Annotated in this window: 11 protein-coding genes; 4 read left to right on the forward strand and 7 right to left on the reverse strand. The window is 75.7% G+C overall.

The features are described 5' to 3' along the window. The first annotated feature begins 65 nt into the window (after positions 1 to 65). Entirely contained in the window at positions 66 to 983 is a 918-nt protein-coding gene (locus tag SM573_RS01350) for a DNA-3-methyladenine glycosylase family protein (protein WP_474612478.1), read from the forward strand. Positions 984 to 1,052: 69 nt separating this feature from the next. Here SM573_RS01350 and SM573_RS01355 read toward each other — a convergent pair whose 3' ends face one another. Together SM573_RS01355 and SM573_RS01360 are read right to left on the reverse strand one after the other, a co-directional pair. Further along, positions 1,053 to 1,556 (reverse strand): DUF1990 family protein, encoded by a 504-nt coding sequence (locus tag SM573_RS01355; protein WP_474615239.1) that lies wholly within the window; start codon positions 1,554 to 1,556, stop codon positions 1,053 to 1,055. 107 nt (positions 1,557 to 1,663) lie between these two features. Beyond that, on the reverse strand, positions 1,664 to 1,876 hold the full coding sequence (locus tag SM573_RS01360) for a hypothetical protein (RefSeq protein ID WP_474612307.1): 213 nt from the start codon (positions 1,874 to 1,876) through the stop codon (positions 1,664 to 1,666). A gap of 136 nt (positions 1,877 to 2,012) precedes the next feature. Here SM573_RS01360 and SM573_RS01365 point away from each other — a divergent pair, with 136 nt between their 5' ends. The 3 genes from SM573_RS01365 to SM573_RS01375 all read left to right on the forward strand — a co-directional run bounded on the left by SM573_RS01365 (position 2,013) and on the right by SM573_RS01375 (position 5,312). Continuing rightward, entirely contained in the window at positions 2,013 to 3,128 is a 1,116-nt protein-coding gene (locus tag SM573_RS01365; RefSeq protein ID WP_474612308.1) for an ATP-dependent DNA ligase, read from the forward strand. Between the two features lie 55 nt (positions 3,129 to 3,183). Further along, complete coding sequence (locus tag SM573_RS01370; protein WP_474612479.1) at positions 3,184 to 4,758, forward strand: alpha/beta hydrolase; 1,575 nt, start codon at positions 3,184 to 3,186, stop codon at positions 4,756 to 4,758. Between the two features lie 101 nt (positions 4,759 to 4,859). Further along, the gene (locus SM573_RS01375) at positions 4,860 to 5,312 is read left to right on the forward strand and encodes an N-acetyltransferase family protein (RefSeq protein ID WP_474612309.1); all 453 of its coding nucleotides are present in this window, start codon (positions 4,860 to 4,862) and stop codon (positions 5,310 to 5,312) included. A 183-nt stretch (positions 5,313 to 5,495) separates the two neighbouring features. On the opposite strand, the gene SM573_RS01380 is transcribed toward SM573_RS01375, so the two are convergent. The 5 genes from SM573_RS01380 to ligD form a co-directional block, all read right to left on the reverse strand. Next, a complete protein-coding gene (locus tag SM573_RS01380) occupies positions 5,496 to 6,254 on the reverse strand; it encodes an ABC transporter ATP-binding protein (protein ID WP_474615240.1) in 759 nt (252 codons plus the stop codon). Further along, entirely contained in the window at positions 6,254 to 7,243 is a 990-nt protein-coding gene (locus SM573_RS01385; protein WP_474612311.1) for an ABC transporter ATP-binding protein, read from the reverse strand. The genes SM573_RS01380 and SM573_RS01385 overlap by 1 nt, the downstream gene beginning before the upstream one ends. Before the next feature lies 1 nt (position 7,244). Further along, positions 7,245 to 9,935, reverse strand: a complete 2,691-nt coding sequence (locus tag SM573_RS01390; protein WP_474615241.1) for an ABC transporter permease — start codon at positions 9,933 to 9,935, stop codon at positions 7,245 to 7,247. Further along, positions 9,932 to 13,132: an FtsX-like permease family protein gene (locus SM573_RS01395; protein WP_474615242.1), complete on the reverse strand. Its 3,201-nt coding sequence runs from the start codon at positions 13,130 to 13,132 to the stop codon at positions 9,932 to 9,934. The genes SM573_RS01390 and SM573_RS01395 overlap by 4 nt, the downstream gene beginning before the upstream one ends. 180 nt (positions 13,133 to 13,312) lie before the next feature. Continuing rightward, positions 13,313 to 14,341, reverse strand: coding sequence for a non-homologous end-joining DNA ligase (gene ligD, locus SM573_RS01400; protein WP_474615243.1), 1,029 nt, complete (start codon positions 14,339 to 14,341; stop codon positions 13,313 to 13,315). Positions 14,342 to 14,388: the final 47 nt, after the last annotated feature.

The raw sequence follows: 14,388 nt of genomic DNA on the forward strand, positions 1-14,388 counted from the left end.
CGGTCGCCACCGGCCCGGGCGGCGCTCCGGGCCGACTCGCGCTGTGCCAGGGTGGGCGGGTGACCGTGACCAGCAACGAGCCGAGGGCACGTCGGCTGCTGCGCCCGCCGGCCGGCTACCGGCTCGCGGCGTCCGTCCGGGCACTGACCTTCAGCCCGTACGACCCGTGCGCCCGGATCGCGGCGGGCACGTTCTGGTGGGCCACCCGCACCCCCGAGGGGCCGGCCACCCTCGCCCTGCGTCCCGAAGCCGGCGAACTGCTGGCCGAGGGGCACGGCCCGGGAGCCGACTGGGTGGTGGAGCGGGCCGACGCGATCGCCGGGCTCCGCGACGACCTCGACGGCTTCGCGGAACTCGCCGCCGCGCACCCCGTGGTCGCCCGGCTGGCCCGCGAGCATTACGGCCTGCGGCTGCCGGCCACCGGGCTGGTCTTCCCCCGGGTGCTCCGCGCGGTCCTCGAACAGAAGGTCACCGGCAAGGAGGCGTACCGCGCCTACTCCGCGACGGTCCGCCACTTCCGGGAGCCGGCACCCGGCCCGGTGCCGCTGCTGCTCCCTCCGGAGCCGGCGGCGATCGCGGCCACCCCCTACTGGGTCTTCCACCCGTTCGGCGTGGAGCAGCGGCGGGCCGAGACGCTGCGCCGGGCCGCCGCCGTCGCCGACCGGCTGGAGCGGTGCGCGGACGCCGCGGAGGCGACCCGCCGGTTGACCGCCGTGCCCGGCATCGGTGCGTGGACCGCGGCCGAGGTGGTCCGGGTGGCGTACGGCGACCCGGACGCCGTGAGCGTCGGCGACTACCACGTGCCGAACACCGTCGCCTGGGCCCTGGCCGGCGAACCACGCGCCGACGACGCCCGGATGCTCAGCCTGCTGGAGCCGTTCCGGGGCCACCGGGGCCGGGTCTGCGTCCTCCTGGAGGCCGCCGGCATCCAGGCACCGAAGTACGGCCCCCGGGCCCCCATCCGTTCCTTCGCGCGCTTCTGACCGGCTCGGGGCCGCCACCGAGTCCGCCGCCACCGGCCGTCGGGGGGGGTACGCCGCCGGCGCGTGCGGTCAGCGCGCCCCGCAGAGCCGCCGCAGGGTCCGGCCGAGCCACCAGGCGTACGCGTGCTGGAAGGCCCGCCCCACCGGCCCGGCGGCGCGCACGGCCCACCCGGCGGGACGGCTGAACGCGAGAACCTCGAACCAGACCGCGCCGGACGCGTCCCGCGTGACCACGAACGCCTCCTCGCCGCGCACCGGGTGCCCGGGCAGCGTGCCGTAGCCGAAGCCGGCCCGGTGCCCGTCGTCGGCGACCCAGACCACCTCGCACGGGGCCCGCAGCCGCAGCCGGCCCACGCCCAGCCCGGAGACCACCCGTACGCCGGGGGCCGCGCGGGGCCCGTCCGCCTCGATCCGGATGCCCGCCGCCCGGTGCAGCCGCCAGCCGAGCACGGCGGCGCCGGCGGCCGGGTAGCACCCGTCGGGCAACCTGGTCCGGTGCCGGACGTGCCGCCATCCGGGCGGCAGGACGCCGGTGCGGGTGGCGCCGACGTCCGGATACGTCAGTGCCCGCATTCCGAACCTCCTCCGCACGCGCCCGCCCGGTCAGCCTACGGTCGTCGGCGGCCCGGCGGAGGGCGCGCGGACAGGTGGGCGGCGGGCGCCCTCGACCCGGGAGCCGGTCAGGCCGCCTCGTGGAGGTCGGCGAGGGTCACCGGGGTGTGCCGCCGCAGCAGGTCCTCGAGTTCGGCGACCGAGCCGACCTCGCCGAGCACGTTCTTGCCGCCGCCGAACTGTCGCGGATACCGGTGCACCAGCCGGTAGCGGTAGCGGCCATGGATCAGCTCGACGCTCACCCGGTACCGCCCGCAGCACGCGCAACTCCACTCCGGCACCCGGCGAAACTAGCTCTGACCTGCGGCTTTCCGATTCGCCCGGCGGGTGATGAGCGGGACGACGGCGGACACGACGCGCACCGGCGGCCGGTGATGTGCCTCACGGTTGTCGGTACCGTCTGGTTGACTGGTCGCCGTGAAGCTGCCCATCAACCCGCCGGTCGAGCCGATGCTGGCCAAGAGCGTCCCGCGGATCCCCACCGCGCCCGGGATGACCTACGAGCCGAAGTGGGACGGCTTCCGGTGCATCATCTTCCGCGACGGTGACGAGGTCGAGCTGGCCAGCCGGGGCGGGAAGACGATGACCCGCTACTTCCCCGAGGTCGTCGAGCAGGCCCGGCGACAGCTGCCGGAGCGGTGCGCGGTCGACGGCGAGCTCATCGTGATCCGCCGGGACGGCCCCGGCGGGGCGCCCCGGCTCGACTTCGAGATGCTGGGCCAGCGCATCCACCCGGCGGCCTCCCGGGTGAAGCTGCTGGCCGAGACGACGCCCGCCGACTTCGTGGCGTTCGACCTGCTGGCGATCGACGACGAGGCGCTTCTCGACCAGCCCTACCCGCAGCGCCGGGCCCGGCTGGAGGCGGCGCTCGCGGGTGTGCGCCCGCCGGTGCACGTCACGCAGGTGACCACCGATCCCGAGACGGCGCACCGCTGGTTCGACGTCTTCGAGGGCGCGGGGCTCGACGGGCTGATCGTCAAGCCGGCCGACCTCCCCTACGAGCCGGGCAAGCGGCTCATGTTCAAGGTCAAGCACGCGCGTACCGCCGACGTGGTGGTCGCCGGTTTCCGCTGGCACAAGTCCGGTCCCGTGGTCGGCTCCCTGCTGCTCGGCCTCTACGACGACGACGGCGTGCTGCACCACGTCGGCGTGTCCGCGTCGTTCAGCATGGCCCGCCGCGCCGAGCTCCTCGATGAGCTGGCCCCCTACCGGGACACGGGTGGGGAGCACCCGTGGGTGCACGGCGACCACGAACGCGGCCAGCGCATCCCGGGCGGGGTCAGCCGGTGGACCGGCACCAAGAATCTGGAGTGGGAGCCGCTCCGCCCGGAGCTGGTGCTCGAGGTCGGCTACGACGCGATGGAGGGCGACCGCTTCCGCCACACCGCGCAGTTCGTCCGCTGGCGGCCCGACCGCGATCCCCGGTCCTGCCGCTACGAGCAGCTCGACCGCCCCGTGCGGTTCGACGTCGACCAGGTGCTGCGGGGCGACCCGACGGCCACCGTCGACCCGGCCACCGCGCGTCCCGCGTAGCCTGACGGCGAGACGATCACGGAGGGCCCCACTCGTGTCCCGCAGCACCGACCGGATCCGCCGGGTCCGCCGCACTCTCGCCGCTCTCGCCGTGGCGGCGCTGCTCACCGCCGGTTGCACACTGCCGGCGTTCGCGCCCCGCGCCGAGTCCACGGGTGAGGCCGCCGGCGAGGTGGCCGCCCCGGGCACCGCGCCGACCTGGCGGGCCTGCCCCGAGACCGCCGAGGATCTCGTCGGGCGGCAGGCGCCCGACATGCGCTACGAGTGCGCCCGGATCGCGGTGCCCCGCAACTGGGGCACCGGCAGCGGCGCCACCGCGGGTCCGGGGTCCGGTGAGACCTTCGAGATCGCCCTGCTCCGGGTCCGCTCGACGAAGCAACGCGACCGGCTCGGCTCGCTGCTGATCAACCCGGGCGGGCCGGGCGGCTCCGGCGTGGACACCGCCGTCTACCTCTCCTTCGGGCCGGCGTTCGGCGGGTTACCCGCCGCCGTCACCGACCGGTTCGACATCGTCGGCTTCGACCCGCGCGGGGTGTCCCGGTCCAGCCCGGTCAAGTGCATCTCCGACAACGACCTGGACGCGAGCTTCGGCTACGACCCCGATCCGCGCAGCCAGGAGTCGTTCGACGGATTCGTGGCCCTCAACCGGCAGATCGGGCAGGGTTGCGGCGCGAAGTACGGCGACCAGTTGCCGCTCTACGGCACCGAGCAGGCGGCCCGCGACATGGACGCCGTCCGCGCCGCCGTCGGCGACGACAAGATGACCTACCTGGGCTACTCGTACGGGACGCTGCTCGGCGCCACGTACGCCCAGCTCTTTCCGCAGCGGGTGCGGGCGCTCGTGCTCGACGGCGCGGTCGACCCGCGGCAGGGCCTGGTGGCCGGCTCGGAGAGCCAGGCCAAGGGCTTCGAGCGGGCGTTCGGCAACTTCACCCGTTGGTGCGCGGCGAACGCCGGCCGCTGCCCGATCGCCCCGGACGCGCGGGGTGCGGTGACCGCCGCCATCGACAAGGCTCGCGTCTCACCGGTGCGCGACGACGACGGGCGCGAGGCCACCGCCGGGTGGGTCTTCTACGCGATCATCTCCTCCCTCTACACGGAGACCGGGTGGCAGGAGCTGGCGCGGGCGATCGACCGGCTGGAGGGCGGCGACCCGGCGGACGTGTTCCGGCTCGCCGACGCGTACGCGGGCCGCGACTCGGACGGCCACTACTCGAACCTCTTCGACGCCAACCTCGCGATCAACTGCGCCGACGAGGACGAGAAGCCCACCGTCGCGCAGATCCGCGCGTTGCAGTCGCAGTGGCGGGAGAAGTACCCGCTGTTCGGACCGGCCCTGGCCGTGGGCATGCTCTCCTGCGCGCAGTGGCCGGGCGCGCGCGACCCGTACCCGACCGGGGCGGCGAACGGCGCCCCGCCCATCGTGGTGGTGGGCACGACCGGTGACCCGGCCACCCCGTACGAGCAGACCGGCGCGCTCGCCTCGATGCTCGGCGTGGGGCGGGTGCTGACCTGGGAGGGTGAGGGGCACACCGCCTACCCGCAGACGGCGTGCGTCACCGACGCCGTCGACGCCTATCTGATCGACCTCAAGGTCCCCCGCGAAGGCCTCCGCTGCCCGGCCCGCTGACGGACCGGAGGTCACCAGGGGGCGGGCAGTGGTCCTGGCGGGCCTCCCGCCGGGGCACGCCGGCCGCCCATCGGCGACGATCGGTGTGTCAGGCTCGCGGCATGGCTGACGTGATCTTCCGGGAGGCCGTCCGGGCCGACCTGCCCGCCGTGCTCGCCCTGCTCGCCGACGACGTGCTCGGCAAGGCGCGTGACTTCACCGAGGTCGACGCCGCGTACGAGAAGGCGTTCGCGGACCTCACCGCCGATCCGCGCAACCAGCTGATCGTCGCCGAGGACGACGGTCAGGTGGTCGGCTGCTTCCAGATCACGTACATCCCGGGTCTGGGCCGGCACGGCGCCGAGCGGTCGCTCATCGAGTCGGTCCGGGTCCGCTCCGACCGGCGGGGCAGGGGGCTGGGCCGGCAGATGATGACCTGGGCGATCGACCAGGCCCGCGAGCGGGGCTGCGCCCTCGTGCAACTCACCACCGACAAGTCCCGCCACGACGCGCACCGGTTCTACCTGAGCCTCGGCTTCGTCGCCAGCCACGAGGGCATGAAACTCCCCCTCTAACCCCCCACCGCCCCACCCGCACCCCGGCCCGGCCCGCCCCGGCCCGGCCCGGCCCGGCCCGGCCGGTCGATCATGCAGTTGTGGCGGTGAACAAAGGCGCGTAACGGCCTTCAACAGGCGCCACAAGTGCATGATCGACGGGGCCAGGGCGGGGGCCGGGGGCACGGGGGCGCGGGGTGGGGGTCAGGATTCGGCCAGGGCACCGTCGCGGAGGGTCAGGGTACGGTCGGCCAGCTCGATGAGGTTCGGGTCGTGCGTGGCGACCAGGACCGTCGTGCCGCGAGCGTGCACCACCGCCCGGAGCAGGTCCATGATGGACCGTCCGGTCTCCGAGTCCAGCTGACCGGTCGGCTCGTCGGCGATCAGCAGGTCCGGCTCGTTCGCCAGGGCGCGGGCCACCGCCACCCGCTGCTGCTGGCCGCCGGAGAGCTCGTACGGCCGCTGCGCCGCGTGCCCGCCCAACCCGACCAGTTCGAGCAGCATGGCGACCCGCTCCTCCCGCTCGGCGGCGGGCACCCGGGCCAACCGCAGCGGCACCCCGACGTTCTCGGCGGCGGAGAGGATCGGCACGAGACCGAAGGTCTGGAAGATGAAGCCGATGGTGCCGCGACGCAGCTGGAGCAGTTCCCGCTCCCCCGCGCCGGTCACCTCGTGCCCGGCCACCACCACCCGGCCGCTGTCCGGCCGGTCCAGCCCGCCGACCAGGTTCAGCAGGGTCGTCTTGCCGGCGCCGGAGCGGCCCCGGATGGCGAGCAGCTCACCCCGCGCCGCCGTGAACGACACGTCGCGCACCGCGTGCACGGCGTGCTCGCCGCGGCCGAAGGTCCGGCTCACCCCCTCGACCCGGACCACGTCGTCGGTGACGGGGACGATCGTGCGGCCACCCCGACCGTCCACCGCCGTGCCGTCCCAGCTGCTCGCCGTCGCGTTCCGCCCGTTCATCACTGCGCCTTCCCCTCGGTGCCGGCCTGGTCGCCCGACCGCACCTGCACGTGGTCCGGCTCCAGGTTGAGCCGCACCCGGTCCCGCAACTCCAGCGCCTCGACGAAGGCGGCCGGCAGCTGCATCCGGCCGGTCCGGTCGAGCACCGCGTACTCCTCGCTGACCAGCTCGGTGTTCCCGTCCGCGCCGATGCGGGCGGTGCGCCGTACCTCCGAGGCGGTCCGGCCGTCGCGGATCGCGACGGTACGCCGGACCTGGCCGGCCACGGCCTGGTCGTGGGTGACCACGACGACGGTGACGCCCAGCTCGGCGTTGATGGTGCGCAGCGCCGCGAAGACGTCCGCGCCGGTGGCCTCGTCCAGCTCACCCGTCGGCTCGTCGGCGAAGAGCACCTCGGGGTCGTTCGCGACCGCCACCGCCACCGCCACCCGCTGCTGCTCGCCGCCGCTGAGCTGGCCCGGACGCCGGTCCGCGCAGTAGCCGACGCCGACGAGGTCGAGCAGCTCCCGGGCACGCTCCCGGCGCGCCCGCCCGCCGCGCCGGCCGGCCAGCTGCATGGGCAGCTCCACGTTCTCCAGCGCGGTCAGGTACGGCAGCAGGTTTCGCCCCGTCTGCTGCCAGACGAAGCCGACCGTCTTCCGCCGGTAGCTCAGCCGCCGCTTGGCGGAGAGGTTGAGCAGGTCGTACCCGGCGACCCGGGCGATCCCCGCGGTGGGGGTGTCGAGCCCGGAGAGGATGTTCAGGAGGGTGGACTTGCCGGAGCCGGAGGCGCCGACGATCGCGACCAGCTCTCCCCGGTCGATGACCAGGTCGAGCCCCTGCAGGGCGACCACCTCCACCCCCTCGGTCTTGAAGATGCGGACCAGCCCGTCGCAGACGATGTGTCCACGCAGGCGGTCCCGCCCGCCGGCCCGCTCGGCCGCGCGCTGCGCGGCCCGCTGTTGCAGGGCCGCCAGATCCGGCACCGGTGTCGCCGCGGTTGCGGTCATGTCAGCTCTCCTCTCCGAGCCGGAGCACCTCACCGAGGCGCAGCCGGCGGTTGTTCAGGGCCTCGACGGCGACCGCGAAGCCGAGGGCGACCGCCCCGAGCGCGACTACCGCGGCCACCAGGCCCGGTTCGAACGCCACCCGGACCGGCGTGCCGCTGGTGAAGGCGGACAGGCCGAGCAGCGGGGTGAGCAGCAGCGGCAGCAGCGCCCCCACCACCGCGCCGGTGAGCACCGCGACGCCGACCAGCGGGGCCAGCTCGACCAGGAGCAGGCCGCGCCACTGCCGGCGGGACAGCCCGAGGGTACGCAGCCGGGACAGCACCTGCCCCCGCGATCGGGCGCCGGCCAGCACGGTGAACGCGATGGCGAGCAGGCCGAGCACGATCCCCCCGACCGCTCCGGCGGCGAAGGCGAACACCAGCAGGCCGTTGGCCCCGCCACCGCCGAGCTGGTCGCGGGTCTCCGACCAGGTGCGCACCTCCACGTCCAGCGGGCGCTCGCCGCCGGTCACCACGCCAGTGCTCTGGTACCGCGACTGCCCCTCGTCGCCCGCCCGCGCCAGCGATTCCGCGTCGAGGTCGGAGCCGGCGACCACGAATCCCGTCGGCACCACGGCCGTGTGGCGTGCCGGCAGCGCCTGCCAGGGCAGCACGACGAACCGCTCCGTTCCGGGCCGCACCAGGGGGAAGCGGTCCACCGTGCCGGCGACGCGGAACTCGTACCGCTGGCCCTGGGCGGTGGCGAACGCGGACTCCGCCAGCCCGGCGCGGGTGAGGTCGGCGGCCACCGCCGGCGAGACCAGGGCGGGCAGCGGCCCGTCACCCGCCCCGCCGAGCAGCGCCGCGGGCACCGACACGTCCCGACCGGCCTCCCGCGCGACGCGGGCGAGGGCCGGGCCGTCCACCATCACCACGTCCACCTGGCCGATCCGCGCGTCCGCACCGCCCGCGTTGCGGGCCAACCGCCGGCCCGGCTCCCTGAGCAGCGCCGCCACCGCCCGCACTCCGGGCAGCTCGCGCAGCGCGTCGGCCGTCTCCGGGGCCAGCCGCTGCCCCTCGACGAGCGCGTCCCCGGGCACCGACCCGGTCGCGGCCCGGTCCCGGCTGGTCTCGATCCCCGAGGCGACCACCGCGCAGAACCCGGCGGTGGCGATGGCCAGCACCACCACGACCAGCGGTGTCGCCACCATCGACCGGCCGGCGCGCGCGGTGCCGAGGAAAGCCACACTGCCCCGGGTACGCGCCGCCAGGCGGCCGACCAGCCGCAGCGGCCACGGGTAGACCCGCAGCGCGAGCACCGCCACCGCCACGGCCAGCAGCACCGGCACCGCCACCAGCAGCGGATCCACCTCTCCGAGGGTGAGGCCACGGCGACGCAGCAGCAGCACGGCGAGCCCGGCAAGCAGCAGGACGAACCCCTCCAGCGTGAGCCGACGCGCCGACGGGCGCATCTGGACCAGGTCACCGCGGCCGGCGGCGGCCGGAGCGACGAGCGCGGCCACCGGAAGGGCCAGGGTGAGCAGCGCGGTCGCCGCCGCCGCGTACGGGCCTGTCCCGTCGGGCGTGCCCGGCAGGAGCATCCCGAGCAGCCAACCGAGCGCTGCCGCCGGCAGGATCACCAGCAGCGACTCGGCGAGGGTGCGCCGGGCGACGGCGACCGGTCCGCCACCGCGCGCCCGCAGCAGCGCGAACTCGGCCCGGCGACGTCGTACGGCCAGCCCGACGGCGAGCACCACGAGGCCGGCCAGGGTGGCGAGCACGCCGGTGGCGATCACCGCGAGCAGCGTACGGGCCGAGGCGAGGGAGTCGCGGAACTCTCGCAGCGGCACGTCCGCCCCGTGGACCACCTTCATCCCGACCGGCGCGGTGGGCTGCAGCCGCTGCAGCCCGTCGATGACGGCGTCCAGCCGCTCCGCGTCGACGGCGTCGACGCCCATCCGGTACCGCCAGCTGTACGCCAGGGGCCACCCGTCGGCCGCCCGGCCGTCCAGGGCGTTCACACTGGTCAGTCCGACGGTGAGGAACGGCTCGCCGTCCCCCTGCGGCTCGGCGGCGCGCAGCAGCTGGGGGACGCTGTCCCAGGTGCCGTCGGAGGGGTCCTTCGGCGTGAAGATCCCCACGACGACCACCGGGGTGACCGGAAGTCCGCTGTTGAGCAGCGTGAGCCGCAGCGCGCTACCGACCCGCAGGTCCAGCTTCCGGGCGGTCTCCTCGCTGAGCGCCACCTGCACCGGCTCGCCGCGCGGCGCGTCGTCGGCCGGCCACCGCCCGTCGGCCAGCGTGGCCGACTCCGGCACGGCGGGCATCGCCCTCAGGCTGAGGTCGACGAGGACGTTGTTCCGCTTGAGGTCGGGCCCGGTCAGCCGGCCCATCGGGGTCTCGGCGGCGTACCAGCGTTCGGACACCGCGTCCCGCACCTCGGGCGGCATCCCCTCCTGGACGTCGTCCAGCCTGCCCTGCCCCGCCCGGGCGCCGGACGGGACCGGGCCGCCCGACAGCCCGGCCTGGTAGGTGATGTCGCGCAGGGCCGGCGGCTGCTGCGCCAGGTGCTCCCGCAGCCCCTGTTCGCCGAGCCGGTTGGTGACCCGGGGCACGCCGCCGATCAGCAGCGTGACCACCAGCGTCAGGACCCCGAGCAACAGGAACTGCCCGCCGTACGCCCGGATCCGGCGGACGATCGTGCCGATGCTCACCGTTCTCCCCCGATCCGAAGCTGTGCCGCGGCGACCCGCTGCCGGATGCCGGTGGCGATGAAGGCGCTGGCGGCGAGCGCCGCCAGTAGCAGGCCGACCGCGGTCGACCCGATCGGCGCCCAGGGCAGGGTGAAGGCCACCTCGGGCACCGGCCGGCCGGCCGACGGCGTCAGGATCACCAGGGGCGCCATGGTGGCGCCCACCGCCGCACCGAGCAGCAGCCCCACCCCGACGCCGATGCCGGCCAGGAACGTCTGCTCGGCGAGCAGCGCCCGGGCCAGCAGCCGGGGGGTCGCGCCGAGCGTGTGCAGCACCGTGAACTCGGTCAGCCGGTGCCGCGCGGTGGCCCAGACGTCGACCATGAGGCCGACCAGGGCGAGCAGTACCGACCCGATGGCGGCGGCGAGCAGGCCGGTGCGGGCGCCCCGCCAGTACGGGTCCTCCTCCGCCGCCTGCGCGACCTGCCGCCGGTCGAGGACGGTCACCCCGGGCAGTGCGGCGGCGGCCCGCGCGGCGTCGGCGGCGGCCGGGCCGGACGCGGCCAGCCACCACTCCGAGGTCGGCCGGACCGTGCCGCTCGCCCGGATGAGCGTGTCCACGGCGGTCGGCAGGTCCAGCAGTACGCCGTCACCGGCCGTGCCCGGCAGCGCGTCGACCTCGCCGATCAGCCTCACCGGGACGGTGGCCCCGGCGAGCGCCAGCTCGACGGTCTCCCCGGGGTCGACGCTGAGCGCGGCACGGACCCGGGGGGTCATGAGGGCCGGCACCGGGGTCCGGTCGCCACCGGGCACCACGGTGAACCGGGACGGCGGCTGGAAGGCGAACGCGCCTCCGTCCATGAACGTCACCCGTTTCTCCGCGGACAGGGACGCCCCGCTGGTCCTCGCGGGCGAGGTCGGGTAGTTCTCCGGTGCCACGATCATCCAGCCGCCGTCCAACGCCGCGGGGTGGGCCGCGCCGTCCGCGCCGACCAGTCGAAGGTCGTCCACGTTGAGCTGGTAGGTGAAGCCCGCCACCGGCCCACCGTCGGCCTCGAAGCCGGCCAGTCGCAGCGGCACGCCGCCGGCGTCCGGCAGCTCGACGGTGAACGGGACGGCTCGACCGTCGCTCCCGGCCGTGGCGACGGGCAGCCGCCACGCGTGCCCGACGCCCGTGGTGACGAGCAGCGACACGCCGATCTGGTGCGGGTACGCCGCGTCCACGACCGGGGTCCGGACGACACCGGTGACGGCCCGGGTGCCGGCGGGCAGCTCCATCCCGGCCGGCGCTCCCCGGGCCTGGACCATGCGGTGGTAGACGGCCGACACCGGCTCGTCGGCCAGCCGGTCACTCAACCGGACGGTGCCGGACGCGGACGCCGCGTCGAGACTGACCACGGTGATGGGGAGGTTGTCCCGGCCCACCCGCACCTCGTCACGCCAGGCGGGCAGGGCGTGCTCGACGCCGGGGAGCGCGGCGATCTCCCCGGCCCGCTCCGGCGGGGCGGCCCCGCCGCGCTCGGTCAGCCGCAGGTCGGCGCCGACGGTGTGGTCGGCCTGCTCGGCCTGCGAGCGCTCCCCGGTGGTCACCAGCGACCACGCGAGGGTGCTACCGCCGACGGCGAGTGCCAGCAGCAGCACGGGGCCCGCGTGCGGCCGTCGTCCGGCCTGCCACATGCCGAACATCGTCGCCGTCCACGGGCGACGGTCGACGAACCGCTCGGCGAACCGCGTGGCCGGCGGGAGCAGCCGCAGCGCCACCACCGCCCCGGCGAGCACGCCCAGCGTCGGCGCGGCGACCAGCAGCGGGTCGACGCCGAGCCGGCCACCGGCCCCGGCCAGTGGTGAGGCGTACCGGTGCAGCTGCACCCAGGCGAGCACGGCGAGGGCGACCAGGGCCAGGTCGAGGCTGGCCCGCTGCACGGCGGCGCCCCGCTTCGGTCGGGACCGCGCCGCCATGTCGGCCACGTACGTCCCGGCGCCGCGCAGCGTGGGCGCGACCATGGCGACCAGGCAGCCCGCGGCGGCGGCCGCCGCGGCCGCCCAGAGCAGGTAGCTGTTGCCACCGGCGGCGAGCGCGGACCCCTCGGGGCGCAGGCGGCGCAGCGCCTCCCCGGCGATCAGCGGACCGAGCAGCCCGGCCGGCACGACCACCAGGGTCGCCTCCCGGGCCGCGAGACCGGCGATCTGGCGGCGGGCGGCGCCGCGGGCCCGCAGCAGCGCGGTCTGGGCGCGCCGGTCCTCGTGCAGCAGCGCGGCGACCAGCACGAGCGCGTACCCGCCGAGCACCACGATCAGCAGCAGCGGCGTGGTCAACGCGGAGCGGCCCACCAGGTCGGCGCGGGCCATCCGGTCCAGCAGCTGGTCGATGCGGGTGACGGTCTGCGCCGACGAGCCGAGGTCCGCCACGGTCGGCAGGTCGGCGGCCACGGTGACGACGCCGCGCCGCACCTCGTCCACCCGGGCCGGGTCGACGGCGGTGAGGTCCGGCTCGACCAGCCAGGAGGCCGAGACCGAGCCGGGGAAGAGCGTGGTGAAGTCGGCGGGGTCGAACGCGAACGGCCCGTACGAGGTGCCCGAGCCGCTGGTCTCGTCACCGCCGCCGGACCCGACCCCGGGGGCGAGCCGCCAGTACGCGTCGGCCGGGTCGTGGGGGCGCCAGATGCCGGCGAGCACCACCGACCCGTCCCGCTCCGTACGCCGGTCGCGCAGCGGCACCCGCTCACCGGGGGTGAGGCCGAGCGCCGTCGCCACCTTCTCGGGAAGCGTCACCTGCGTCGGCTGCGCGCCCGCGACCGGCCACGCGCCGGCGGTCAGCTCGGCGTGGCCGGCGAGGTCCTCCAGGGTGACCATGTTGGCGAACACCGCCTCGCCGCCGGGGCGGACGGTCGGGCCGAGGTCCCCGGTCAGCTCGCGCCCGGTGCCGTAGCGGGCGGAGGCGACAGCGACCGGGGCGCCGCCCAGACCGCGGGCGAACTCGTCCCGGACCGCCCGGTCGCGGGTCGCGAACTCGGTGGCGTCGGCCCCACCCGACCCGCTCACGAGCAGGCTCCGCTCCTCGGCCGGGGCGGCTGTCACCAACGCACGCTGCCCCGCGTCCACCGCCCGGCGGTTGTATTCGGAGAGGCCCGTCACGAGGGCGACCGCGACCAGTGCGGCGATCACCGCGGCCGCCAACAGCCCTCGCGCCTCGCGGGCCCGCCTCCACACCAGCTTCATCCGACGCCCTCCCCTGGCCCCCGTCGGGCCGATCGACCAGGGAAAGGGGTGACGGGTCGGAAAAGGTTCCTCCCGTTACATGATCGTTACCCACCGCCGCCGGGCCGGTACCGCCCCTGCCGTGCGGGCGCTCGGCGAGCGCGGCGGCCGAGGCCCTGGCCGAGGGTCGCTGACCCGCGCTCAGCGGGGGCGGTCGCGGTCCCGAGAGGGTTGGACGCGCTTCGGCTCGCCGGGCATCTTCGGGTGGTCGGGCGGGTAGGGCAGGTCGCCCTGGCCCGCGGCCGCGTCGCGCTCGGCCCACTCGAGCAGCGGGGTGATGTCCCACGCGTCGTCGTCGATGGCGGCGTGCGGGTCGCCACGCTCGGCCAGCCGGGCCGGGACGGTGACCAGGTCGAAGTCGTCCGGGTCGACGTCGGGCAGCTCGGCCCAGGTGACAGGTGCCGAGACGGTGGCCCGGGCGTTGGCCCGCAACGAGTAGGCGCAGGCGATCGTGCGGTCGCGGGCCATCTGGTTGTAGTCCACAAAGACCCGGCGGCCGCGCTCCTCCTTCCACCAGGAGGTGGTGACCAGGTCGGGGCGGCGCCGCTCCAGCTCCCGGGCCAGCGCGATGGTCGCCCGGCGCACCTCGACGAACGACCAGCGGGGCTGGATGCGCAGGTAGACGTGCACGCCCCGACCGCCGGAGGTCTTCGGCCAGCCGACGACGCCCAGCTCGTCGAGGAGGACGCGCAGCTCGCCGGCCGCCTGGGCGGCGTCGGCGAAGTCGGTGCCCGGCTGCGGGTCGAGATCGACGCGCAGCTCGTCGGGGCGGTCGGTGTCGCCGGCGCGCACCGGCCACGGGTGGAACACCACCGTGCCCATCTGAGCGGCCCAGGCCACGTGCGCCAGGTCGGCGGGGCACAGCTCGGCCGCCGTCCGCCCGCTGGGGAAGGCGATCTGGGCGGTCACCACCCAGGGCGGCACGCCCCGGGTGGGCACCCGCTTCTGGAAGAACATCTCCCCCTCGATGCCCTCGGGGAAGCGCTGCAGGGTGGTGGGCCGGTCGCGCAGGGCGCGCAGGATGCCGTCGCCCACGGTGAGGTAGTAGTGGAAGACGTCGGCCTTGGTGAAGCCCCGCCGCGGAAAGATCACGCGGTCCGGGCTGGTGAGCCGGACGGTGTGCCCGGCCACCTCGACCTCGGTCACCGTGCCCTTCGTGGTGCCACCCATCAGGCGACCATATGCGACGCCCCCGACATCCGGCGTACCGTTGACGG

It is taken from the genome of Micromonospora xinjiangensis, from assembly GCF_056150165.1.